16 protein-coding genes and 3 tRNA genes are annotated in these 22,838 nt (G+C 67.3%); 9 read left to right on the forward strand and 10 right to left on the reverse strand.

All coding sequences use genetic code 11. The annotated features are described in order from the left end of the window. Window positions 1–33: 33 nt before the first annotated feature. On the reverse strand, window positions 34–2,361 hold the full coding sequence (locus SriyCCGPB3_RS06635) for a penicillin acylase family protein (protein WP_350260003.1): 2,328 nt from the start codon (window positions 2,359–2,361) through the stop codon (window positions 34–36). Window positions 2,362–2,484: 123 nt separating this feature from the next. On the opposite strand from SriyCCGPB3_RS06635, the gene bfr reads away from it, so the two are divergent. Then, window positions 2,485–2,973: a bacterioferritin gene (bfr, locus tag SriyCCGPB3_RS06640; protein ID WP_005408763.1), complete on the forward strand. Its 489-nt coding sequence runs from the start codon at window positions 2,485–2,487 to the stop codon at window positions 2,971–2,973. Between the two features lie 329 nt (window positions 2,974–3,302). Here the strand turns inward: bfr and parC are convergent, their stop codons facing one another. Together parC and SriyCCGPB3_RS06650 are read right to left on the reverse strand one after the other, a co-directional pair. Beyond that, window positions 3,303–5,546, reverse strand: coding sequence for a DNA topoisomerase IV subunit A (parC, locus tag SriyCCGPB3_RS06645; RefSeq protein ID WP_164161664.1), 2,244 nt, complete (start codon window positions 5,544–5,546; stop codon window positions 3,303–3,305). Window positions 5,547–5,606: 60 nt separating this feature from the next. Continuing rightward, a complete protein-coding gene (locus SriyCCGPB3_RS06650) occupies window positions 5,607–6,488 on the reverse strand; it encodes a helix-turn-helix domain-containing protein (protein ID WP_180847695.1) in 882 nt (293 codons plus the stop codon). A gap of 172 nt (window positions 6,489–6,660) precedes the next feature. Here SriyCCGPB3_RS06650 and emrR point away from each other — a divergent pair, with 172 nt between their 5' ends. From emrR to emrB, 4 genes are read left to right on the forward strand one after another with little or no spacing between them, the layout of a single operon-like run. Continuing rightward, complete coding sequence (gene emrR / locus SriyCCGPB3_RS06655; RefSeq protein WP_005415875.1) at window positions 6,661–7,104, forward strand: multidrug efflux system transcriptional regulator EmrR; 444 nt, start codon at window positions 6,661–6,663, stop codon at window positions 7,102–7,104. Beyond that, complete coding sequence (gene emrC, locus SriyCCGPB3_RS06660; RefSeq protein WP_350260004.1) at window positions 7,101–8,594, forward strand: multidrug efflux transporter outer membrane subunit EmrC; 1,494 nt, start codon at window positions 7,101–7,103, stop codon at window positions 8,592–8,594. Before emrR ends, emrC begins: the two co-directional genes overlap by 4 nt. 11 nt (window positions 8,595–8,605) lie before the next feature. Continuing rightward, window positions 8,606–9,784, forward strand: coding sequence for a multidrug efflux MFS transporter periplasmic adaptor subunit EmrA (gene emrA, locus SriyCCGPB3_RS06665; RefSeq protein ID WP_049399501.1), 1,179 nt, complete (start codon window positions 8,606–8,608; stop codon window positions 9,782–9,784). Between the two features lie 7 nt (window positions 9,785–9,791). After that, window positions 9,792–11,378 (forward strand): multidrug efflux MFS transporter permease subunit EmrB, encoded by a 1,587-nt coding sequence (gene emrB, locus SriyCCGPB3_RS06670; RefSeq protein ID WP_180854224.1) that lies wholly within the window; start codon window positions 9,792–9,794, stop codon window positions 11,376–11,378. 174 nt (window positions 11,379–11,552) lie between these two features. Here the strand turns inward: emrB and SriyCCGPB3_RS06675 are convergent. Both SriyCCGPB3_RS06675 and SriyCCGPB3_RS06680 read right to left on the reverse strand, forming a co-directional pair. Next, window positions 11,553–11,637: transfer RNA gene (locus tag SriyCCGPB3_RS06675), tRNA-Leu, on the reverse strand. A gap of 50 nt (window positions 11,638–11,687) precedes the next feature. Next, a complete protein-coding gene (locus SriyCCGPB3_RS06680) occupies window positions 11,688–12,587 on the reverse strand; it encodes a LysR family transcriptional regulator (protein ID WP_350260005.1) in 900 nt (299 codons plus the stop codon). A 99-nt stretch (window positions 12,588–12,686) separates the two neighbouring features. On the opposite strand from SriyCCGPB3_RS06680, the gene SriyCCGPB3_RS06685 reads away from it, so the two are divergent. Further along, window positions 12,687–13,433: a sulfite exporter TauE/SafE family protein gene (locus tag SriyCCGPB3_RS06685; RefSeq protein WP_350260006.1), complete on the forward strand. Its 747-nt coding sequence runs from the start codon at window positions 12,687–12,689 to the stop codon at window positions 13,431–13,433. Between the two features lie 78 nt (window positions 13,434–13,511). Here the strand turns inward: SriyCCGPB3_RS06685 and SriyCCGPB3_RS06690 are convergent. Continuing rightward, a tRNA-Leu gene (locus tag SriyCCGPB3_RS06690) sits at window positions 13,512–13,596 on the reverse strand. A 163-nt stretch (window positions 13,597–13,759) separates the two neighbouring features. Beyond that, window positions 13,760–13,844 (reverse strand) — tRNA-Leu (locus tag SriyCCGPB3_RS06695). Between the two features lie 128 nt (window positions 13,845–13,972). Between SriyCCGPB3_RS06695 and rnr the strand changes: the two genes are divergently transcribed. The 3 genes from rnr to rlmB all read left to right on the forward strand — a co-directional run bounded on the left by rnr (window position 13,973) and on the right by rlmB (window position 17,901). Continuing rightward, a complete protein-coding gene (gene rnr, locus SriyCCGPB3_RS06700; RefSeq protein WP_350260007.1) occupies window positions 13,973–16,438 on the forward strand; it encodes a ribonuclease R in 2,466 nt (821 codons plus the stop codon). 82 nt (window positions 16,439–16,520) lie between these two features. Further along, a complete protein-coding gene (locus tag SriyCCGPB3_RS06705; protein ID WP_071228428.1) occupies window positions 16,521–17,003 on the forward strand; it encodes a GFA family protein in 483 nt (160 codons plus the stop codon). 154 nt (window positions 17,004–17,157) lie between these two features. Further along, on the forward strand, window positions 17,158–17,901 hold the full coding sequence (gene rlmB, locus SriyCCGPB3_RS06710) for a 23S rRNA (guanosine(2251)-2'-O)-methyltransferase RlmB (protein WP_005408775.1): 744 nt from the start codon (window positions 17,158–17,160) through the stop codon (window positions 17,899–17,901). 159 nt (window positions 17,902–18,060) lie between these two features. Here the strand turns inward: rlmB and SriyCCGPB3_RS06715 are convergent, their stop codons facing one another. The 3 genes from SriyCCGPB3_RS06715 to SriyCCGPB3_RS06725 are packed head-to-tail and all read right to left on the reverse strand — an operon-like array spanning window position 18,061 to window position 22,693. Next, a complete protein-coding gene (locus tag SriyCCGPB3_RS06715) occupies window positions 18,061–19,500 on the reverse strand; it encodes a TolC family protein (protein WP_350260008.1) in 1,440 nt (479 codons plus the stop codon). After that, complete coding sequence (locus SriyCCGPB3_RS06720) at window positions 19,497–21,455, reverse strand: MacB family efflux pump subunit (protein ID WP_110711731.1); 1,959 nt, start codon at window positions 21,453–21,455, stop codon at window positions 19,497–19,499. The genes SriyCCGPB3_RS06715 and SriyCCGPB3_RS06720 overlap by 4 nt, the downstream gene beginning before the upstream one ends. Beyond that, entirely contained in the window at window positions 21,452–22,693 is a 1,242-nt protein-coding gene (locus SriyCCGPB3_RS06725) for an efflux RND transporter periplasmic adaptor subunit (RefSeq protein WP_110711732.1), read from the reverse strand. Before SriyCCGPB3_RS06725 ends, SriyCCGPB3_RS06720 begins: the two co-directional genes overlap by 4 nt. Between the last annotated feature and the right edge of the window lie 145 nt (window positions 22,694–22,838).

Consider the following 22,838-nt stretch of genomic DNA (forward strand, 5'->3'; position numbering starts at 1 on the left):
TTTTCCTCTGGAAAAGGGATCTGACCCCGGCCGTCAACGGGCCGGCACCAGCGTCATCGTGTGCTGCGCCTTGCCGGGCAGGAACGGTGTCGGCCGCCCATGCACCCAGTCCTCGTGGCCGGCGCCCCAGTACGGCGACAGCGGATGGCCGCTCTGGCCGCCGGGCATGTGCACGATGCCGTCGGCCTCGTGGCCGGGCGAGACCACCATGCGTTCGGAGGCGCCGAAGTTCGGCGTCTGCACACGCGGCATGTCACGGTCACCGGGCAGGGGATCGGCGGGCATGCACAGCCAGCGCTTGGCGATATCCGGCAATGCACGCGCGATGGGATGGCAGAGCGCCGCGGTGTTGCGCTCTCCCCAGGTGCGCTGGGCCAGTGGGCCCTGCTTGGCCAGCTCGCTTTCGGTGCGGCGTGCGGCATCAAGCAGCAGCGCGTCCCAGCTGTCGTAGGCCGGTGGCAACAGGTTGGCGGGGCGTTGCTGCAGCATCGGCCAGGCCACGCCTTCCAGTTGTGCCAGGCGCGGGTCCAGGTAGTCATCGCCCAGCTGCGCGTTGGCCGGTGCCAGCAGCGCATCGGACAGGGTCTCCATCACCTGGGTGCGGAATTCACGCACCACCCGGTAGCTCACCGAACTGGCCGAGGCGCGCCCACCCCACTGGTGACTGACCGCCTCCAGCCGTTTCAGGGCCGGGTCGTCGCTGTGCTCCAGCACATCGTGCAACAGCACCCACCAGCGCTGCAGGAACACCGCACGATCATCGAGCTGGATCGCAAGCAGGTCGTGCTCGTCGAAGCGCTCCTGGATTGCCAGCAGATCCCGGATCTGCCGCGCGCGGGCACCAAGGTCATAGCCGCCGTTGCCGACGCTGGCCAGTGCCTCGCCATCGAGGACGCGACCGTTGGCGGTCCACAGGCGATGGTTGGGGGGATCGATCAGTGCCGGCGAGGCATCGCTGCGGATCGGCCACGGTGCGCAGTCCTGGTTGTTGGCGGCAGTGAAGCCGGCCGGCGCACAGCCGGGGCCGCGGTCAGGGCGGGCACCGATCAGCCGCCAGGCAATGCGGCCGCTGCGGTCGCCGACCACCAGGTTCTGCGCGGGAATGCCGGCGCGGTCGGCGAAGTGCAGTGCACCGTCCAGGTCACCGGCGCGGGCCAGGTCACCGAAGTCCAGGCGCACGGCGCCGGGCAGGTGTGCGACCCAGCGCAGCGCATCGCCACTGCCATCGGCATGGGTATGCAGGATCGGCCCCCAGGCGGTTTCGCGTACCGGGAACAGCACGTCGGCCTGGCCAGCCACGGCGATGCGTTCTTCGTGCACGGTCATCGCGGCGTTGGCCGGTTCCGTGCGGTAGTCCGCCGTGTCGATGTAGCTGTTGGTGAAGCCCCAGGCGACGTGGCCGTTGCTGCCGACGATCACGGCCGGCAGGCCGGGCAGCGAGAAGCCGGTGACATCGACCTGGCCGCCGGCGGCCTGCGGGTCGGGGTAGCGCAAGCGTACGCGGAACCACAGGCCGGGTGCACGCAGGCCCAGGTGCATGTCGTCGGCGACGATCGCGCGGCCGTCGGCGGTAAGTGCACCGGCCACCGCGAAGTTGTTGCTGCCGATGACGTCGGCCTCTTCCTGCTCGGTGCCCGTTTTCCCCTTCAAAGTGCGCAGATCGAGCTGGCTGGCATCGGGCAGGGCGGCGTTGCCGGTGGGTTCGCCGAACAGCGGTGCATCCCATTCGGTGCCGTCGTGGGCGATCAGCGCGTACAGCGCCGGCGGCACCACTGCGCGGATGCGGCTCAGTGCAAGCTCGGTCTGGTTGTTCGGGTCCTGCAGGTCGGCGTACATGGCCAGCCCGGCCAGCACGCTGTCGCTGGCCTGCCACGGTTGTGGCGATTGCCGCAGCAGCAGGTAGGCCCACGGGCGCACGGAGAGATCGGCCAGGCCCTCGTTGACGCCATCCACGTAGGCGCGCACCGCCTCGCCGTTGTCGCCCAGTGCGGCCTGCAGATTCGCCTCGGTGCGTGCGCGCAGGCGATGCACGCGCATGCGCTTGTCAGCATCGATGGCCTTCGGCCCGAACAGCGCCGACAGCTCGCCGGCGGCACTGCGGCGCATCAGGTCCATCTCGAAATAACGTTCCTGCGCGTGTACGCGGCCGAGCGCACGCATCGCGTCGGCCTGGCTGCCGGCGGTAATGGTGACCACGCCCAGCGCATCGCGCTCGATGGTGACCGGCTTGGCCAGCCCCGGCAGCGCATGCTCGCCGTCCAGGTCGGCCAGGCTGCCGCGCAGCAGCAGCCATAGCACCAGGACGGTGACCAGCGCGATGGCGATCAACACGCCCAGCACCCAACGCCATGTACGTCGCATCGCACGTCCTTTCCGAACTCGTGGGCTGATTGTAGCCGCAGGCGCAACTGCGACTGATTCCGATTAGATCACCGTATTTTGAAATGCGGCACCCTATGTCACATCGATTCACAGGAGCCCCCCATGAAAGGCAACCCGGACGTCATCGCCTGCCTGAAGGAACTGCTGCGCGGCGAGCTTGCTGCCCGCGACCAGTACTTCATCCATTCCCGCCGCTACGAGGACCAGGGCCTGTTCGCGCTGTACGAACGCCTGAACCACGAGATGGAAGAGGAAACCCAGCACGCCGATGCGCTGCTGCGCCGGATCCTGTTCCTCGGCGGTGACCCGGACATGCGCCCGCATGCCACCGAGCCGGGCAAGACCGTGGAGGAGATGCTGCAGAAGGATCTCGATACTGAATACGCGGTTCGGAACAATCTCGCCGCCGGCATGAAGCTGTGCGAGGAGAAGGGTGACTACGTGAGCCGCGACATCCTGCTTGCACAGCTGAAGGACACCGAAGAAGACCACGCCTGGTGGCTGGAGCAGCAGCTGGGCCTGATCAAGCGCATCGGCCTGGAGCTGTACCAGCTGAGCAAGATCGACGGCAACGGCGCTCCGGCGCACTGAGCCGCAGGTGGCGCCGGGCCATGCCCGGTGACCACCCGGTAGAGCCGACCGCTGGTCGGCTGCTCTGCAAAAAGCAGCCGACCAGCGGTCGGCTCTACCAGAAGAAGCACAGCGTTCTGTCGCCCGCCAGCACCGGAGCATCGCCAGCCAGCCAGCCTTCGCCCGCCAGCCGCTCCACCGCCCGCCAGCCGACAACGAAAAAGCCGGGGAATGCCCCGGCTTTTTCGTGTCCGGGGTCGGATCCGTTTTCGACGAAAACGGCTCTGACCCCTCGCCATGTTGAATGGGTCAGAGCCCTTTCCCATGGAAAGGGATCCGACCCCGCACCCTCACTCCACCGACAACCCTTCCACCTTCTGCCAGCCGCGCGGCAGCAGGTGGCCGCGGGTGGCGCGGGCGCCGAGGTAGGCGTCGAGCTCGTTGAACTTCAGGCCCATGGTGCGCTGGCCGGCGCGGACCTGCAGGGTCTGCCCCGGGCTGATCGCCACGATGGCCACCACGCGTTCGGTGGCGAGCTTGGCCTTCGGGATCTCGATGATCTTGTTGCCCTTGCCCTTGTCCAGTTCCGGCAGGTCGTTGGCGGCGATCGCCAGCAGGTTGCCGGAGCTGGTCACTGCCACGATGCGGTCGGTGGCGACGTTGGCGACCACCGACGGGGTCAGCACCGACGAACCCGCCGACAGGTTCAGCATCGCCTTGCCGGCCTTGTTGCGGCCGATCAGGTTCTCGAAGCGGGTGACGAAGCCGTAGCCGTGGGTGGAGGCCAGCACGAAGCGGGCATCCGGCTCGGCACTGGCCAGGGTGACGAAGCTGGTGCCCGCTGCCGGCGAGAAGCGGCCGGTCAACGGTTCACCATTGCCGCGCGCCGAAGGCAGGGTATGCACCGGCGTCGAGTAGGCGCGGCCCTCGCTGTCGAGGAACGCGACCTGCTGCGTGCTGCGCGCACGCACTGCGCCCTGCAGGGCGTCACCATCACGGTAGGACAGGGCGGACGCATCGACGTCGTGGCCCTTGGCGGCGCGGATCCAGCCCTTCTCCGACAGCACGACGGTCATCGGCTCGCTCGGCACCAGCTCGGTCTCGTCGATGGCCTGCGCGGCCTGGCGCTGCACCAGCGGCGAACGGCGTGCGTCGCCGAACTTCTTGGCATCGGCGGTCAGTTCGTCGCGGATCAGCTTCTTCAGCTTGGCCTTGCTGTCGAGGATGCCGAGGATCTTCTCGCGCTCCTTGGCCAGCTCGTCCTGCTCGCCGCGGATCTTCATCTCCTCCAGGCGGGCCAGCTGCTTCAGCTTGGTTTCCAGGATGTACTCGGCCTGGTCGTCGGACAGGCCGAAGCGCGCGATCAGCGCCGCCTTCGGTTCGTCCTCGGTACGGATGATGTGGATCACCTCGTCCAGGTTGAGGAACGCGACCAGCAGGCCTTCCAACAGGTGCAGGCGGCGCTCGACCTTCTGCAGGCGGTGCTGCAGGCGGCGGGTGACGGTGTTGCTGCGGAAGGTCAGCCATTCGCTGAGCAGCATCTTCAGGTTCTTCACCTGCGGACGGCCGTCCAGCCCGATCACGTTGAGGTTGACGCGGTAGCTGCGCTCCAGGTCCGTGGTCGCGAACAGGTGGCCCATCAGCTGGTCGGCGTCGACGCGGTTGGAGCGCGGCACCAGCACCACGCGCACCGGGTTGGCGTGGTCGGATTCGTCGCGGATGTCTTCCAGCCACGGCAGCTTCTTGGCGCGCATCTGCGCGGCGATCTGCTCGATCACCTTCGACGGCGACACCTGGAACGGCAGCGCGGTGACCACGATGTTGTTGGCTTCCTTGGTGAAGGTCGCACGCGCACGCACGCTGCCGTTGCCGGTCTCGTACATCGTGCGCAGGTCGTTGGCTGCGGTGATGATCTCGGCGCTGGACGGATAGTCCGGGCCCTGCACGTGCTCGCACAGATCGCGCACGCTGGCCTCGGGGTTGTCCAGCAGGTGCAGCAGCGCGCTGACAATCTCGTTGAGATTGTGCGGCGGCACGTCGGTGGCCATGCCCACGGCGATGCCGGTGGTGCCGTTGAGCAGCAGGTGCGGCAGGCGTGCCGGCATCCAGGTCGGTTCCTGCAGGGTGCCGTCGAAGTTCGGTGCCCAGTCGGTGGTGCCCTGGCCCAGTTCGCCCAGCAGCACCTCGGCGATCGGGGTCAGCTTGGATTCGGTGTAACGCATCGCCGCGAACGACTTCGGGTCGTCGCTGGAGCCGAAGTTGCCCTGGCCCTCGATCAGCGGGTAACGGTACGAGAACGGCTGCGCCATCAGCACCAGCGCCTCGTAGCACGCGCTGTCGCCATGCGGGTGGTACTTACCGATGACGTCACCGACGGTGCGCGCGGACTTCTTCGGCTTGGACGCGGCATTCAGGCCCAGCTCGCTCATCGAATAGATGATGCGGCGCTGCACCGGCTTCAGGCCGTCGCCGATGAACGGCAGGGCGCGGTCCAGGACCACGTACATCGAGTAGTCGAGGTAGGCGCGTTCGGCGTACTCGCGCAGCGGCAGTTGTTCGAATCCGTGGAACACGGGGCGGGCAAGTTCGGTCATGCGGCGTTGTTACCTGTTGTCGGGAGGCGGCGACGGCGGTCGCCGCTCGCAATCCTGTGATTATCCGGATGCGGCGGGGGATGCCAAGCCACGTGCAGGGTCCAGCCCGGTTTCCAGGCCGTGTCCGGCCCGTGCCAGGTAGCGCCCCGGTGGCAGCCCGAAGTGGCGGCGGAACACGGTGACGAAGGCGCTGGCGCTGCTGAAGCCCAGCGCGTGGGCGATGTCGGCCACGCTGCGGCCGTCGGTCAGCTGGCGCAGGGCCTCGGACAGGCGGGCCTGCTGTCGCCACTGGGCGAAGCTGAGGGTGGTCTCGTCGCGGAAGTGACGGGTCAGGCTGCGCGGCGAGAGGCCGGCCCAATGCGCCCATTCGGCCAGGCTGCGTTCGTCGGAGGGGTCGGCCAGCAGCTGCGAGGCGATCTTCAGCAGGCGCCGGTCGTGCGGCATCGGTAGATGCATGCGCTGGCGCGGCGCGGTGCGGATCTCATCCAGCAGTACGTCAATGATGTGCTGCCGCTCGGGCGTGGTGTCATAGCCCAGCGGCCACTCGCAGATGCGGTCGGCCAGCGCCTGCGCCAGCTTGGACAGGCCCAGTACGCAGGGGTCGGCGGGCAGGGTGGCGCAGGCCGGTGCGGCCAGCGCCATGCCCCAGCCACGCAGCGGGCCGTCGAGGGTGACCGTGTGCGGCTCCAGCGGGGGCATCCAGCCGGCCGAGCCCGGCGCCAGCGACCAGGTGCCGTGCGAGGTGCGGGTGGTCAACAGGCCGCGTTCGACGCAGATCAGCTGGGCACGCTGATGGTGGTGCCAGTCCACCTCACGGGCCAGGCCCTGCTGGCTGTCGAAGCGGAAGGCGATGACCGGCGGGCCGTCATTGCGCTCGAACCAGTCCAGTGCGTCATCCCTGAGCAAGCGCTTGGGAACCTGAATTTCTGCCTTGTTCATCATGTCCACTGGCTGAAATGTGTCATCCATTGGCTGGATTGTACTACCGGGCCACCTGACCAGATCATTAAGGTAGGCGCCTTCATTGATCCAGCCCGCTGCTGCAACACAGCATTCGATGCCAGATCGAATATTTCCATTGAGAAATATTTTTTTTGGAAGAGAATGCTCCCCCATGATCTGTCCTGCAACCACTCCCCCCAGCTTCGGCCTGCTGCTGCGCCAGGTGCGCGACGGCCTGGTCCGCCAACTCGATGCGTCCATGGCTGAAGAAGATCTGGGTATCGGCTTCACTCACTACATCGGGCTGAAGGTGCTTTCCAACATGGCCCCGTGTACTGCCAACGAGCTGGCCCAGGCCATCGACCAGGTGCCCAGCGCGGTGACCCGCCTGCTGGACAAGCTGGAAGCGCTGGGCTGCGTCCGTCGCGAACCGCATGCGCAGGACCGGCGCGCACTGCAGATCGTGCTGACCGATGAAGGCCGCGCGCTGTGGGCGCGGCTGAAGCTGCGCGGCGACGCGGTGATGGATTACGCGCTACGCGATCTTTCCGCCGATGAGCGCACGCTGCTGCTGTCCCTCCTCACCCGAATCCGCGATTCACTGACGACCCCATGAACCCGATCCCGCATTCCACTCTTCGCCGGTCCGGGCGCGCGCTGCTGGTATCAGCGCTGGCCCTGGCCCTGGCCGCCTGCGCCAGCAGTCGTGGCCTCAATCCGCAGGGCCACGTGCTTGACGTGGACAGCCTGCACAGCGAACGCACCCTGGCCGACACCGACCTGAGCGCCGCCGGCTTCCCGGCGCAGGACTGGTGGAAGGCACTGGGCGATGCGCAGCTGGACGCGCTGGTCGCCGAGGGCCTGGCCGGTCACCCGAGCCTGGATGCCGCCGATGCGCGCCTGCGCCAGGCCCAGGCCCAGGTCGGCACCGCACGGGCCGATGAGCTGCCCAGCCTGTCGGTGTCCGGTGGCTATACCGGCCTGCGCCTGCCCGAGTCGATGGTCGGCAGCGAGATGGGGGGCCGCTATGGCGGCAGCAGCCAGGTCGCCTTCGACTTCAGCTACGGCGTGGACCTGTGGGGCGGCAAGCGCGCCGCCTGGGAAGCCGCCGTGGATGGCGCGCATGCCGCCACCGTCGAAGCCCAGGCCGCACGCCTGAACCTGTCTACCGGCATTACCCAGGCCTATGCCGATCTGGCTTACGCGTGGCAGCTCAATGACGTGGCCGAGGAAGAACTGACCCGCTCGCAGAAGTCGCTGCAGCTGACCCGCCAGCGCCGCGGCGCCGGCATCGACAGCGATCTGCAGGTGCGCCAGGCCGAAGCCCGCGTGCCGGCCGCGCAGCAGCAGGTGCTGGCCGCACAGCAGCGCATCGATGCCGCCCGCACCGCACTGGCCGCCCTGGTCGGCAAGGGTCCGGACCGAGGCCTGTCGATCCAGCGCCCGCAGCCGCTGAACCCGGTGGCGCTGCAGCTGCCGGGCGTGCTGCCCAGCGAACTGCTGGGCCGTCGCCCCGACATCGTTGCCGCACGCTGGCGCGTTGAAGCGGCCGACAAGCAGATCAAGGTTGCGAAGACCAAGTTCTACCCGAGCTTCAACCTGACCGCGCTGGCCGGCGTGGTCGCCCCGAACGTGGGTGACCTGCTGAAGAGCAGCTCCACCTTCGCCTACATCGGCCCGGCGCTGAGCCTGCCGATCTTCGAAGGCGGCAAGCTGCGCGCCAACCTGGCCAACACCGACGCGCAGTACGACCTGGCGGTGGCCAATTACAACCAGGCCGTGCTCGATGCACTGCGCGACGTCGCCGACCAGGTCAACGCGGTGCGCTCGCTGGCACAGCAGGCGCACGCGCAGCAGCAGGCAGTGGACACCGCACGCTCGGCCTTCGACCTGGCCCAGCAGCGCTACCGCGCCGGCATCGGCAGCTACCTGGACGTGCTGACCGCGCAGTCCACCCTGCTGCAATCGCAGCAGCAGCTGGCCGGCCTGCAGTCGCAGCAGGTGCAGACCTCGGTGCGCCTGAGCAAGGCACTGGGCGGTGGTTTCCAGCCCGCTGACGCCGACCGCGCACCGATTGCCTCCCATTTCGATTCCTCGCATTCCTGAAGACGCCCGCCATGAGCCAGACCCAAGACACCGCGGCCCCGGCCGCCCCCAACCGCCGCGGCAACCTGCTGCGCGGCCTGTTCGTGATCGTCGTGCTGCTGCTTGCCGCACTGGCGCTGTGGTACTTCATGTTCGGCCGTTGGTTCGAAGAGACCGACGACGCCTACGTGCAGGGCAACCAGGTGCAGATCACCCCGCTGGTGGCCGGTACCGTGGTCGCCATCAACGCCGATGACGGCATGCGCGTGGAGCGCGGCCAGCTGCTGGTGCAGCTGGACCCGTCCGACACGTCGGTGGCGCTGCAGCAGGCCGAAGCCAACCTGGCCAAGACCGTGCGCCAGACCCGTGGCCTGTACCGCAGCGTGGAAGGCGCGCAGGCGGACTTGAACGCCCGCCAGGTGACCCTGAAGCGCGTGCGCGACGACTTCGCCCGCCGCAAGGACCTGGCCGCAACCGGCGCCATCTCCAACGAAGAACTGGCCCATGCCCGCGATGAGCTGGCCGCCGCCGAAGCGGCCGTGGCCGGTTCGCGCGAGACCGTCGAGCGCAACCGCGCACTGGTCGACGACACCGTGATCGCCACCCAGCCGGACGTGCAGGCCGCTGCTGCGCAGCTGCGCCAGGCCTTCCTCAACAACGCCCGCGCCGGCATCGTCGCGCCGGTCACCGGCTACGTCGCCCGTCGTTCGGTGCAGGTGGGCCAGCGCGTGCAGCCGGGCAATGCCCTGATGGCCGTGGTGCCGACCGAGCAGATGTGGGTCGAGGCCAACTTCAAGGAAACCCAGCTGCGCCACATGCGCCTGGGCCAGGAAGTTGAGCTGAAGTCGGACCTGTACGCCGGTGACGTGAAGTACAAGGGCCGCGTCCAGAGCCTGGGCCTGGGCACCGGCTCGGCGTTCTCGCTGCTGCCGGCGCAGAATGCCAGCGGCAACTGGATCAAGATCGTTCAGCGCGTGCCGGTACGCATCGCCATCGATGCCAAGCAGCTGGCCGAACACCCGCTGCGCATCGGCCTGTCGATGAAGGCCGAAGTGAGCCTGCGCGACCAGAAGGGCGAAGTGCTGCCGAGCACCCCGGCCAAGGGCACGGTGTTCGACACCGACGTGTATGCCAAGCAGCTGCATGATGCCGACGAGGTGATCCACACGATCATCCAGGGCAACCTGCCGCAGCAGGCGAAGGTGGGCTGAGGTCGCCATGTCCGCACAAGCTCCAGCCGCGCCCGGTGCTCCGGGCGCCCCGGCGGCGCCGGGTGCGGCCTCCGGGTTCCTGCCGCCCAGCGTCGCCCTGTGCACCGTCGGCCTGGCGATGGCGTCGTTCATGCAGGTGCTCGACACCACCATCGCCAACGTCTCGCTGCCGACCATCGCCGGCAACCTCGGCGCCAGTTCGCAGCAGGCGACCTGGGTCATCACCTCGTTCGCGGTCAGCACGGCCATCGCGCTGCCGCTGACCGGCTGGCTCAGCCGCCGCTTCGGCGAACGCAAGCTGTTCGTCTGGGCCACGCTGGCCTTCGTCATCACCTCGCTGCTGTGCGGCCTGGCGCAGAGCATGGGCATGCTGGTGCTGTCGCGTGCGCTGCAGGGTTTCGTGGCCGGCCCGATGTACCCGATCACGCAGTCGTTGCTGGTCTCGATCTATCCACGGGAGAAACGCGGGCAGGCACTGGCGCTGCTGGCGATGATCACGGTGGTGGCGCCGATCTGCGGCCCGATTCTCGGTGGCTGGATCACCGACAACTACAGCTGGGAATGGATCTTCCTGATCAATGTGCCGCTGGGCATCTTCGCTGCGCTGGTGGTGGGCAACCAGCTGAAGGGGCGCCCGGAGCACATCGAGAAGCCGAAGATGGACTACGTCGGCCTGGTCACCCTGGTGATCGGTGTCGGTGCGCTGCAGCTGGTGCTCGACCTGGGCAACGACGAGGACTGGTTCTCGTCGACGAAGATCGTGGTGCTGGCGTGTGTGGCCGTGGTCACGCTGACGGTGTTCCTGATCTGGGAACTGACCGACAAGGATCCGATCGTCGACCTGAAGCTGTTCCGGCATCGCAACTTCCGCGCCGGTACGCTGGCGATGGTGGTGGCCTACGCGGCGTTCTTCAGCGTGGCGTTGCTGATTCCGCAGTGGTTGCAGCGTGACATGGGCTACACCGCGATCTGGGCGGGCCTGGCGACAGCGCCGATCGGCATCCTGCCGGTGATCATGACCCCGTTCGTGGGCAAGTATGCATCGCGCTTCGACATGCGCATGCTGGCTACGATTGCGTTCATTGTGTTGTCGATGACCAGCTTCCTGCGTTCGAACTTCAACCTGCAGGTGGACTACAACCATGTGGCGGGTGTGCAGCTGATCATGGGTATCGGCGTCGCGCTGTTCTTCATGCCGGTGCTGCAGATCCTGCTGTCGGACCTGGATGGGCGCGAGATCGCGGCGGGCTCCGGCCTGGCCACGTTCCTGCGTACGCTGGGCGGCAGTTTCGCAGCGTCGCTGACGACGTGGCTGTGGGCGCGGCGCACCCAGGTGCACCATGCCGACCTGACCGAGCATATCTCGGCCTATCAGCCGGGCATGCAGGACCAGGTCACGGCGATGGGGCAGGGCGACCTGCAGCACGGCGCAGCGGTACTGAACAACATGATCAACCACCAGGCATCGCAGATGGGCTTCAACGACATCTTCTTCCTGCTGGGCTGGATCTTCCTGGCGATCATCGCGTTCCTGTGGCTGGCCAAGCCGCCGTTCGGCGCGGGTGCGGGTGCAGCCGCCGGTGGCGGACACTGAAACTCCCTGGAAACACGTGCTGTATTTTGACTCCGCCGCAAGGCGGGGTTTTTGTTTGTGTGCTCAGGCGTCGACGGAGTGCATCCATGCGTGGATGGGCGTCGCCATCGCGTTGGCGCTGCAAACCCCGGAAACGAAAAAACCCGCTTTCGCGGGTTTGATCATCTTGAGTCGTGGTGCCCAGGAGAGGACTCGAACCTCCACGGTTTTACCCGCTAGTACCTGAAACTAGTGCGTCTACCAATTCCGCCACCTGGGCGACTCAGGAGATGAATTATGGGGAGCGACAGAAGATGTGTCAACAACATTTCACACCTTTTTCTGCGGCTGTACGCCCAGGTGAAGCAGCAGGCTGCGCATCGCCGATGACAACTGCGCCCACTCGGCAAAACAGGCACACAGGCGGCGCTGTGCCCATGCATCGGCGAGCGGTACGGCGACGGTATGCATGCTGCGCCGATGCTGGCGGGCGATGGTCCGCGGCACGATGCCGACACCAATGCTGTGGCCGACCATGATGCATACGCCTTCGAAGGTCTTCATGCGGATGCGTACATCCAGGCGCCGCCCGATGTCGCGCGCCTGGTCCTCGATGTAGGTCTGCAGTGCATTGCCATCGGCCAGTGCGACGAAGGTCTCGCCGGCAACATCGGTGAAGGCCACGCTGCGCCGCGATGCGAAGCGGTGGTCTTCGGGCAGCAGCATCACCAGCGGATCTTCGGCGACCACATGCTGCTGCAGGCCGGCAGCGTCGACGGCATCGCTGATGATGCCGGCCTCGGCCTGGCCAGCACTGATCGCACGCACGACTTCAGGGCTGGTGCGCTCCAGCAGTTCCACGTGCAGGCGCGGGCGTTCGGCCAGCCATGGTGCGAGCCGCGAAGGCAGGTAGTTGGTCAGCGCTGCGGTGTTGGCATACAGATGCAGGGTGCCGCGCGCACCGTGCGCGAACGCCTGCAGTTCACCGCGCAGCTGTGCCTGCTGCTGCAGGATCAAGCGTGCATGGTGGGCGAGCGCGGCACCGGCTTCGGTCAGGCTGACGCCGCGTGGGTGCCGGTTCAACAGCGGGGTACCGGCATCGGCTTCGATCGTGCGCAAGCGCTCACTGGCTGAGCCCAGTGCCAGGTTTGCCTGCGCGGCACCGGCCGTGATGCTGCCCGCCTCGGCAATGGTCAGGAACAGGCGCAGGTCGGCGATATCCATCCGCATGTGATGCCCTCATCGCAACGCCTGCGCCTTCGGATCAGCCGAAGGCGAGGCCGGGAAGACCGCATTGTGCGCCGAGCGGCCGGCCGATCCAATGAAGGCATGAATGAATCGATGTACTTCTACGTGCTGCTGGTGGTGGTGTTCGTGCTGGCCGGTGTGGTCAAGGGCGTGACCGGCATGGGCTTGCCGACAGTGGCGATGGGTCTGCTCGGTGGCGCGCTGTCGCCGGTGGCGGCGGCATCGATGCTGTTCATCCCCACCTTCGTCACCAATGCGTGGCAGCTGTTGTCCGGCCCCTCACTGGGCCACATCGTGCGGCGCCTGTGGCCGATGATGCTGGCCGTGGTGGTGGTGACGCTGGGTTCGGCAGCGCTGCTGGTGCGGGTCGATCGCACCTGGTCGCGTGTTGCGCTGGGCGTTGCGCTGGTGGTTTATGCGGCCTATGCCCTGCTTGTGCCGGTGTTCCGCGTGCCGCAGCGGCGCGAGCGATGGCTGGGGCCGCTGGTGGGTGCGTTGTCGGGTGTGGTGACCGGCGCCACCGGCGTGTTCGTGATGCCGGCGGTGCCGTACCTGCAGTCGCTGGGGTTGCAGCGCGAGGAGCTGGTGCAGGCGCTGGGACTGGCGTTCACTGTGTCGACGATTTCGCTGACCACTGGCCTGGTGCTGCACGGCGCATTCGGCATCCAGCAGCTGGGGCTGAGTACGCTGGCGGTGCTGCCGGCATTGCTGGGCATGTGGCTGGGGCAGGTGATCCGGCAGCGCATCAGTGCGCGGGTGTTCCGCGCCTGCTTCCTGGGTTTCCTGCTGCTGCTCGGGTTGGAGCTGGTGCTGCGGCCGCTGTTGTGATGCCGGCCGCCGGTCGCGGCGATGCCGAATCACGGGCATGAAAAAACCCGCTTTCGCGGGTTTTTCTCATTCTCGACGTGGTGCCCAGGAGAGGACTCGAACCTCCACGGTTTTACCCGCTAGTACCTGAAACTAGTGCGTCTACCAATTCCGCCACCTGGGCGTCGAGGAGCGAGATTATGGGGTGTTGTTACGGGGGTGTCAACACCCTTGTGAAGATCATTGCCGATACCGGGTCGGAGTTCCTTCCTGGGGGAGAAAGAGTCGAGCCTCAGGGCCGGACTACAGGCAAAAAAAATCCCCGCCGAAGCGAGGAGTTTTTTCGTTGGTGCCCAGGAGAGGACTCGAACCTCCACGGTTTTACCCGCTAGTACCTGAAACTAGTGCGTCTACCAATTCCGCCACCTGGGCGTTCCAGAGGCGCAATTGTGAAGATGAATCCGCAGGCTGTCAACGACTTCCTGAATATTTTTCATGCAAGGCCTTCAAGACTGCCGCTGACCCGTTATGCACACCGTCAGCGGCTACCATGTAGGGCGATGACTACCAAAAAACCAAGCAAGGGCGGGAGTACCTCCCGCAGCCAGGCCGCGAAGAAGGGCGCCAAGGCGGGCACGGCCCGCACCACCAAGCCGGGCAAGCCGTTGCCGGGCTGGTTCCCCGAATTGAACGAAGGCGGTGCACCGCCGCGTGGCCGCAAGGCCCGCAGCGCCGATGCCGCCGCCCCGGGCCCGGCCCCGGGCCGCAAGCTGCCGCCGACCGGCAAGGTGATCGACGATCCCTATGCCGCCCGCGAAGCCGAAAAATACGAACAGCCCATCGCCAGCCGCGAGGCCATCCTGGCCCTGCTGGAGCGCTGCGAAGGGCCGCAGACCGCCGAAGAACTCGGCGCGCGCCTGGGCCTGACCGCGCCGGACCGGGCCGAGGCGCTGTCGCGCCGGCTCGGTGCCATGGTCCGTGACGGCCAGCTGGTGCAGAACCGTCGCGGCGGTTTCGCCCCGATCCAGACCCTGAACCTGGTCACCGGCGTGGTGATCGCCAACCCGGAAGGGTTCGGTTTCCTGCGCCCGGTCGAGGGTGGTGACGACCTGTTCCTGCCGCCATATGAGATGCGCAAGGTCATGCACGGCGACAAGGTGCTGGCCCGCGTGACCGGCATCGATCACCGTGGCCGTCGCGAAGGCAGCATCGCCCGCGTGCTCGAACGCGGCATGACCCGCCTGATCGGCCGCTTCAGCATCGAGATGGGCATCAACTATGTGGTGCCCGACGACAAGCGCGTGCAGCGCAACGTGCAGGTACCGCCGGACCAGACCGGTGGTGCACGCGACGGCCAGCTGGTGGTCTGCGAACTGACCCAGGCGCCGGACAGCCGCCGTCCGCCGATCGGCCGCATCATCGCCGTGCTCGGCGACAAGCTGACCGCGTCGCTGGTGGTGGAGACCGCCATCCACGGCCACGAGCTGCCGTTCGAGTTCCCGCAGGAGGTGCTGGACGAAGCGGCTTCGGTGCCGCTGGTGGTCGAGCCGGCGATGATCGGCGACCGCGTCGACCTGCGCAGCACGCCGCTGGTCACCATCGACGGTGAAGATGCCAAGGACTTCGACGACGCGGTGTACTGCGAGCCGAATGCCGAGGGTTTCCGCCTGGTGGTGGCGATCGCCGATGTCTCGAACTACGTTCGCCCCGGTACGCCGCTGGACGAAGAGGCGCAGAAGCGCGCCACCTCGGTGTACTTCTCGGGCTTCGTGGTGCCGATGCTGCCGGAGACACTGTCCAACGGCATCTGCTCGCTGATGCCGAAGGTCGACCGCATGTGCTTTGTCTGCGACATGCAGATCGACCGCGACGGCCTGGTCACGCATTCGCGCTTCTACGAAGCGGTGATGAACTCGCACGCGCGCCTGACCTACACCCAGGTGTGGAAGGCGGTGGGCGAGGACGATGCCGATACCAAGGCCTGGATGGGCGACCTGCTGCCGCAGGTGCAGCGCCTGCACCAGCTGTACAAGGTGCTGTCCAAGGCACGCGCCAAGCGCGGCGCCATCGAGTTCGAAAGCAGTGAAGTACGTTTCGTGCTGGACAACCGCGGTGAAGTCACCCAGGCCGGCATGCTGGTGCGCAACGACGCACACAAGCTGATCGAGGAATGCATGATCGCGGCCAACGTCGAGGCGGCCAGGTACCTGCTGTCGCGCCACGTGCCGGCCCCGTACCGCATCCATGAGAAGCCGCCGGAAACCAAGTACGCCGACCTGCTGGAATTCCTCAAGGAGTTCAAGCTGAGCCTGCCGCCGTGGTCCAAGGTACGCCCGGGCGATTACACCAAGCTGCTGAAGAAGATCCGCGACCGCCCCGATGCCACGCTGCTGGAATCGGTGCTGCTGCGCAGCCAGAGCCTGGCGATCTACAGCCCGGAAAACCACGGTCACTTCGGCCTGGCGCTGGAGGCGTACGCGCATTTCACCTCGCCGATCCGTCGCTACCCTGACCTGCTGGTGCACCGCGCGATCAAGCACGCGCTGTCCGGCAAGCCGCTGGACAAGTTCACCTACAACGCGCGCGAAATGGCAGCCCTGGCGCTGCAGTGTTCCGAGCGTGAGCGTCGTGCCGACGAGGCCGAGCGCGAAGTCGACGAGCGCTACCGCGCGGCGTGGATGGAAAAGCACGTGGGCGGCCAGTTCGACGGCGTGATCAGCGGCGTGACCAGCTTCGGCCTGTTCGTGGAACTGGACGAGTCGAAGGTGCAGGGCCTGGTCCATGTGACCCAGCTGCCGCAGGACTATTACAAGTTCGATGCCACCCGCAAGACGCTGACCGGCGAGCGCCGTGGCAGCAGCTACCGGCTGGGCGACCGCGTGCGCATCCTGGTGCTGAAGGCCAGCATGGAAGAGCGCAAGATCGACTTCCGCCTGGTCGAGCACAAGGGTGAGGATGAAGGCGATGGCCTGCCGCCGCTGCCCGAGCGTGGCAAGCCGGCCAAGCGCGCGAAAAAGCAGTATTGAAAGGTGTGCCGACCAACGGTCGGCACCCACCTCACCCGGTAGGTGCCAACCTTGGTTGGCACGACGTTACGGAGGACCGCAGATGCAGGGCCAACCCGAATACAGCGGCGGCTGCCAGTGCGGCGCGATCCGCTTCCAGGCGCGAGGCGAGCTGACCGACAGCTCGATCTGCCACTGCCGGATGTGCCAGAAGGCCTTCGGTGCCTATTACGCGCCGCTGGTGTCGGTGCGCGGCGTGCAGTTCAGCTGGACCCGCGGCCAGCCACGCTATTTCCAGTCATCCAACGTGGTGCGGCGTGGCTTCTGCGCCGACTGCGGTACCCCGTTGACCTATGAAGCCCCCGACGGCGTGGCCGTGGCCGCTGGTGCCTTTGACCAACCCGAACGCCTGCCACCGACCATCCAGTACGGAGTCGAACGCAAGCTGCCCTTCGTCGACAGCCTGGCCAGCCTGCCGGCGCGGCGCACCGAGGAGGACATCGCGGCGCTGGATTTCCTGGCCACCATCGTGTCCCACCAGCACCCCGACCACGACACCCCGCACTGGCCGCCACGCAGCCGATAACACACCTGTAGCGCCGAGCCCACGCTCGGCTGGCGGGTTGCCGCTGCCTGAACCAAGGGCAGCCGATCGCAGGCCCGGCTCCCCAGAGGGCCGGCCGCAGCGCCCGGCCCGCCGATGCTCTACCATAGCCACCCCCTTTCCGGTCCCCGCCCGCATGAGCAAGAACAGCCAGTGGATTGTCGGCGTCAACGCCGTCGCCTCCTCCATCGAGAACGACGCCGAGAACGTCCGCGAAGTGCTGGTCGAGGCCGGTGCGAAGAACCCGCGCCTGACCGAGATCGAGGAAAACGCCCGCCGCAAGGGCATCGACGTGCGCAAGGTGAACAGCCAGGCGCTGGACGGTGTCGGCGGTTCGGTACGCCACCAGGGCGTGGCCGCGCGCTATGCCGCCGCCCGCACCTACAGCGAGAACGAGCTGGAAGGCCTGGTCACTGCAGCCGAGGGCAAGGCCCTGCTGCTGGTGCTGGACGAGGTGCAGGACCCGCACAACCTGGGCGCCTGCCTGCGCTCGGCCGCTGCCGCCGGCGCGACTGCCGTGATCATCCCCAAGGACAAGTCGGCCACCGTCAATGCCACCGTGCGCAAGACTTCGGCCGGTGCCGCCGATCTGATCCCGGTGGTGGCGGTGACCAACCTGTCGCGCTGCCTGAAGGACCTGCAGAAGCAGGGCGTGTGGATCTACGGCCTGGCCGGCGAAGCCACCGCCTCGCTGTACCAGCTGGACCTGAAGGGCAACATCGCGCTGGTGCTGGGCGGTGAAGCCGATGGCCTGCGCCGCCTGACCCGCGAGAACTGCGATGGCCTGGTCAAGATCCCGATGCCGGGCGAGATCGAGAGCCTGAACGTCTCCGTCGCTGCCGGTGTCAGCCTGTTCGAGGCCGTGCGCCAGCGCGGTTGATCGGCTTTCCGGTAGCGCCGGGCGATGCCCGGCGGATTGCTTCGCCGGGCATGGCCCGGCGCTACCGGCGATCCGATTCACGCATGGCGTGGATCGGCCGTGTCGACCAAGGTCGACACCTACCGGTAGTCGCCAACCTTGGTTGGCGCTCTTGCCGCCTCACCCCGCGCTGCCGCCCAGTGCCTTGAACAAGGTGACGTCGTTGTTCAGCTGGCCCTGGCGCACGCGCGCCAGCGACAGCTCGGCATCGCGCCGGGTCTGCTGCGCTTCCAACCAGGTGCGCAGGTCGGTGGCACCCACGCGGTAGCGCACTTCCTGCGCCCGTTCCACTTCCACCGCTTCGTCGTACGAAGCCTGCGAGGCCGCCACCTGGCGCGCCAGCTGCTCGCGTGCCGACAGCGCGTTGTCCACTTCCGAGAGCGCGGTGTACAGCGTCTTGCGGAAATTGGTCGCGGCGATCTGGTAGGCGGTGCCGGCGATATCGGTATCCAGCTGCGCGCGCTGCAGGTTGAGGAACGGAAGCGACAGGCCGGCGCCCAGCGTGGCCACCGGGTTGCGCAGCACGTCACCCAGCGACGTTGCGCTGGAACCGAGGCTGCCGGTCAGGCTCAGCGCCGGGTAGTACTGGGTGGCGGTGACCTTGATGGTCTTCAGGCTGTTGCGCAGGCGCAGTTCGGCCGCGCGCAGGTCGGGACGGCGACCGAGCAGGTCGGTCGGCAGGCCCTCCGCGATGCTGGGGCTGCGTGCGCCGAGCAGGTCCTGCGGTTCGTCCTGCTGCGGCCAGGGCGTGCCGTCCAGCAGCACGGTCAGTGCATTGCGGGCCTCCACCCGCTGCTGTTCCAGCGCACTCTGCGAGGAACGCTGCGACTGCAGGTTCTGCAGTGCCTGGCGTACTTCCAGGCGCGATACTGCACCGGCGTCGAAGCGGGCCTGGACCAGTTCGCGGGTGCGTTCCAGCCGCTCCAGGTTGGCCTGGCCGGTGGCGATGGACTGGTTGAGATAGGCCAGGTTCCAGTATTGGTTGATGGTGTCGCTGATCACCAGCAGCGCGGTGTTCTGCCGGTCTTCCTCGCTGGCCTCGGCTTCCCAGCGGGCGATGTCGCGCTGGGTGCGCAGGCGGCCCCACAGGTCCACTTCCCAGCCCAGCGAGACGCCGGTGGAATAGCTGCGGCGCCAGTCGTCGGCCTGGTCGGTGGCGCGGCTGGCATTGCCGCTGACGCCGGACGACGAAGGCTGTGGCCACAGCGCGTTGCTGGCCAGTCCGGCCTGCAGGCGCGAACGCTGCACGGCCAGGCCAGCGGCGGCAAGATCGCTGTTGGCAGCCAGCGCCTGCGCCACCAGACGGTCGAGACGCTCATCGCCGAAACCGGTCCACCAGGTGTCCTGGCGGATGTCGCGGCCCGGAGTATCCAGGCTGCTGCGCGGATCGTCCGCGGGCGCATTGAGGGTGGCGTCGCCACGACCGTAGGTCGCCGCCACGTCGGGGTCCTGCACCGGATAGCGGCCCATCGATGCGCAGCCGGACAGGGCGAGCAGTACAGCGCCCGCCAGCAGCAGGCGCGAGGGGGCAGGGAAGGGCAGTCGGGTCATCATCTTCATTCGCGGGCCAGGGCCTCCACCGGGTCGAGCTGCGCGGCGTTGCGCGCAGGCAGGAAGCCGAACGCCACGCCGATCAGGGTCGAGCAGGCGAACGCGGCAACGATCGAGGCCGTGGAGAACAGCACCTGGAAGTCGCTGGCGAAGCGCCCGATCATCGAGCCCAGCAGCAGGGCCAGGCCGATGCCGAGTACGCCGCCAAGCAGGCAGACCAGCACCGCCTCGATCAGGAACTGCTGGCGGATATCACTCTGCCGTGCACCCACGGCCATGCGCACGCCGATCTCGCGGGTACGCTCGGTGACCGAGACCAGCATGATGTTCATCACGCCGATGCCGCCGACCAGCAGCGCGATGGCGGCGATGGCGCCGATCAGCAGCGTCATCGTGCGCGTGGTCTGTTCGATGGTCTGGCGGATTTCGGCGCTGTTGCTAAGGAAGAAGTCTTCGGTGCCATGGCGCATGGTCAACAGGCGGGTGATCGCTTCCTGTGCGGCATCCATCGGCGTGTCGTCGTCCACGCGCACGGTGATGCTGGACACGTGGCTCTGGCCGAGCATGCGCGACATCACCGTGGTGTACGGCACCCACACGCTGAGGCTGGTGCTGCCGCCGAAACCGAAACTCTGGCGCTTGGCCACGCCGACCACGCGTGCCGGCACATTGCCGAGCAGGATCACCTGGCCGACCGGGTCGACATCGGGGAAGAACTGGGTCTGGGTGTTCTCATCGATCACCGCCACCTGGCCCAGGCCCTTCACCGCATCGCTATCGAAGAAGCTGCCGCTGAGCAGGGTCACGCCCTTGACCCGGAAGAACTGCTCGCCGACGCCGCTGACCTGGGCGGTGGAGGACTGGTTGCGGTAGCGGGCGGTGACCGAGGTCGACACGCTGGGGGTGGCGCTGTCCACGTAGCTCTGCTTTGCCAGTGCATCGGCGTCGCTGGCCTTGAGCGTCTGTACCCGCGCCGAGCGCATGTCGCCGAAACCACGGCCGGGATAGACGTCGATGGTGTTGGTGCCGAGCGCGCTGATGTTCTGCAGGATCTGTTGTTGCGAGCCATTGCCCAGCGCCACCACCGAGACCACCGAGGCGATGCCGATGATGATGCCGAGCATGGTCAGGAAGGTGCGCAGCCGATGTGCGTTCATCGCCAGCAGCGCCATCCGGAACGCTTCGGTGAAGCGGTCGCGTGCGGCCCGCCAGCTGTTGCCGCGGGCGACGCCGGTGCTGGCCTCGCGCTGCGCACGGTAGGTCGGCGCATTCGGGTTGGCGCGATCAGCGATGATCTCGCCGTCGCGGATCTCGATGATGCGCTGCGCGTGTTCGGCCACGCTCATGTCGTGGGTGACGATGATGATGGTATGGCCTTCGGCGTGCAGCTCACCGAGGATCGCCATCACTTCCTCGCCGGATTTCGTATCGAGCGCGCCGGTTGGTTCGTCGGCCAGGATCACCTCGCCGCCGTTCATCAGGGCACGGGCGATCGACACGCGCTGCTGCTGGCCACCGGACAACTGCCCCGGCTTGTGGTGCATGCGATCGCTCAGGCCCAGCCGCTGCAGCAGCTGTTCGGCACGCGCGTTGCGCACTGCGCCCGGGCTGCCGGCATACACCGCCGGCACCTCTACGTTGCCGCGCGCGTCCAGGTCGCCGAGCAGGTGGTAGCGCTGGAAGATGAAGCCGAAATGCTCGCGGCGCAGTTCGGCCAGCTCGTCCGGCGCCATCTTTCCGGTCTCGCGGCCGGCCACCTGGTAGCTGCCGCGGGTAGGGCGGTCGAGGCAGCCGAGGATGTTCATCAGCGTCGACTTGCCCGAACCGGACTGGCCGACGATGGCCACCATCTCACCGGCGTGGATGTCGAGATTGACGTCGCGCAGCACGGCGATCACATCATCGCCGGCCGGGAATTCGCGTCGCAGGTCGCGCAGGCGCAGCAGCGGCGCCGTCGTGCTCATCGGCGCCCCATGCCCGGGCCGCCAACCCGCATCTGCATGCCGCCACGGTTGCCGCCGGCGGCGCTGGCACCGGCCGCACCGGCTTCGCCGACCACCACGCGCTCGCCTTCCTTCAGCCCCGACAGGATCTCGGCCGAGGCGCCGTTGTTGATGCCCACGGTGACCTTGCGCGGCTGCGGCTGGCCCTTGTCGTCCAGCACCCGCACCATGCGCTCGTCGCCACGGCGCTTCGGTCCCAACGCCACTGCCGGCACCATCAGCACGCCCTTGGCCTGCTTCAGCAGCACCGAGACCTGCGCGGTCATGTCGATGCGCAGCGTGCCATCCGGGTTTTCCACATCGAACAGTGCGTTGTAGTAGACCGCGCTGCTGGAGCTGGAACTGGAAGAGCTGCTGGAACTGGACGAGTTTTCATTGGCGATCGAGGCCGGCGCCGGATTGATCTGGCGCAGCGTGGCGTGGTACTTGCGGTCCGGATCGCCCAGCGTGGTGAAGTACACCGGCATGCCTGCCTTGATCTTGACCACGTCGGCCTCGGAGATCTCGGCATTGACCGTGACCACGTCCAGCCGCGCCAGCATGACGATGGTCGGTGCGGTCTGGTTGGCGTTCACGGTGCGACCTTCCTCGGCCACCACCGCCACCACAGTGCCGTCCATCGGCGCCACGATGCGGGTGTAGGCCAGGTTGGCGCGGGCGGTGCCCAGTTCGGTTTCGCGGCCCTTGATCTGTGCCTCGTAGGACTGCAGCTGGGCACGGGCGGTCTTCAGCTGCGCCTCGGCGGCATCGTATTCCTGGCGCGAGGTGGCCTCGGCGGCCAGCATCTGCTGCTGGCGCGCGAACTCCAGTTCGGCCTGGCGCAGGGTGGCCTGCTGCACGGCGCGCTGGGCGGTGACCTGGTCCAGCGAGGCCTGCGCGTTGAGCACCTGGTTCTGCTGGGTGGTGGCGTCGATCTCGGCGATCAGGTCACCTTCCTTCACGGTGTCGCCCAGTTGAACTTTCAGCGACTTGATCTGGCCCGAGGCCTGCGCACCGACGCTGACCAGCTTGTAGGCGTCGATCACGCCGGTGGCTTCCACGGTCTGCTCGATGTCGCCGCGGCTGACCGGCGTGGTCGCTACAGCCGGGGCAGCGGGTTTGCGCAGCAGCCACCAGGCGGCCACGGCAACGATCAGGGCAAGCAGGGCGATCAGTATCAGGCGACCCCGGCGGGTCGCGGGCAGCAGGCGGAACGTCACGTCGTGGCTTCACTCTCGGGGCCGCGGTGGCGGCGTTGGTGGGCATTGTGAAGACCGGGCGATGGGCGGCTCAATCCTCGGGGTATGTCTCTATGTAACACTGTCGGTGAATACGCGTAACCACAGGTATCCCGCCCATGGCTGG

The sequence above is a fragment of the Stenotrophomonas riyadhensis genome, from assembly GCF_040256885.1.
GTDB classification, from domain to species: domain Bacteria; phylum Pseudomonadota; class Gammaproteobacteria; order Xanthomonadales; family Xanthomonadaceae; genus Stenotrophomonas; species Stenotrophomonas riyadhensis.

Excerpts from the sequence above, each read along its gene's own strand:
- SriyCCGPB3_RS06635 (WP_350260003.1), bottom strand. The coding sequence starts at position 2,361 with ATGCGACGTACATGGCGTTGGGTGCTGGGCGTGTTGATCGCCATCGCG.
- bfr (WP_005408763.1), top strand. The coding sequence starts at position 2,485 with ATGAAAGGCAACCCGGACGTCATCGCCTGCCTGAAGGAACTGCTGCGC.
- parC (WP_164161664.1), bottom strand. The coding sequence starts at position 5,546 with ATGACCGAACTTGCCCGCCCCGTGTTCCACGGATTCGAACAACTGCCG.
- SriyCCGPB3_RS06650 (WP_180847695.1), bottom strand. The coding sequence starts at position 6,488 with ATGATGAACAAGGCAGAAATTCAGGTTCCCAAGCGCTTGCTCAGGGAT.
- emrR (WP_005415875.1), top strand. The coding sequence starts at position 6,661 with ATGATCTGTCCTGCAACCACTCCCCCCAGCTTCGGCCTGCTGCTGCGC.
- emrC (WP_350260004.1), top strand. The coding sequence starts at position 7,101 with ATGAACCCGATCCCGCATTCCACTCTTCGCCGGTCCGGGCGCGCGCTG.
- emrA (WP_049399501.1), top strand. The coding sequence starts at position 8,606 with ATGAGCCAGACCCAAGACACCGCGGCCCCGGCCGCCCCCAACCGCCGC.
- emrB (WP_180854224.1), top strand. The coding sequence starts at position 9,792 with ATGTCCGCACAAGCTCCAGCCGCGCCCGGTGCTCCGGGCGCCCCGGCG.
- SriyCCGPB3_RS06680 (WP_350260005.1), bottom strand. The coding sequence starts at position 12,587 with ATGCGGATGGATATCGCCGACCTGCGCCTGTTCCTGACCATTGCCGAG.
- SriyCCGPB3_RS06685 (WP_350260006.1), top strand. The coding sequence starts at position 12,687 with ATGAATGAATCGATGTACTTCTACGTGCTGCTGGTGGTGGTGTTCGTG.
- rnr (WP_350260007.1), top strand. The coding sequence starts at position 13,973 with ATGACTACCAAAAAACCAAGCAAGGGCGGGAGTACCTCCCGCAGCCAG.
- SriyCCGPB3_RS06705 (WP_071228428.1), top strand. The coding sequence starts at position 16,521 with ATGCAGGGCCAACCCGAATACAGCGGCGGCTGCCAGTGCGGCGCGATC.
- rlmB (WP_005408775.1), top strand. The coding sequence starts at position 17,158 with ATGAGCAAGAACAGCCAGTGGATTGTCGGCGTCAACGCCGTCGCCTCC.
- SriyCCGPB3_RS06715 (WP_350260008.1), bottom strand. The coding sequence starts at position 19,500 with ATGAAGATGATGACCCGACTGCCCTTCCCTGCCCCCTCGCGCCTGCTG.
- SriyCCGPB3_RS06720 (WP_110711731.1), bottom strand. The coding sequence starts at position 21,455 with ATGAGCACGACGGCGCCGCTGCTGCGCCTGCGCGACCTGCGACGCGAA.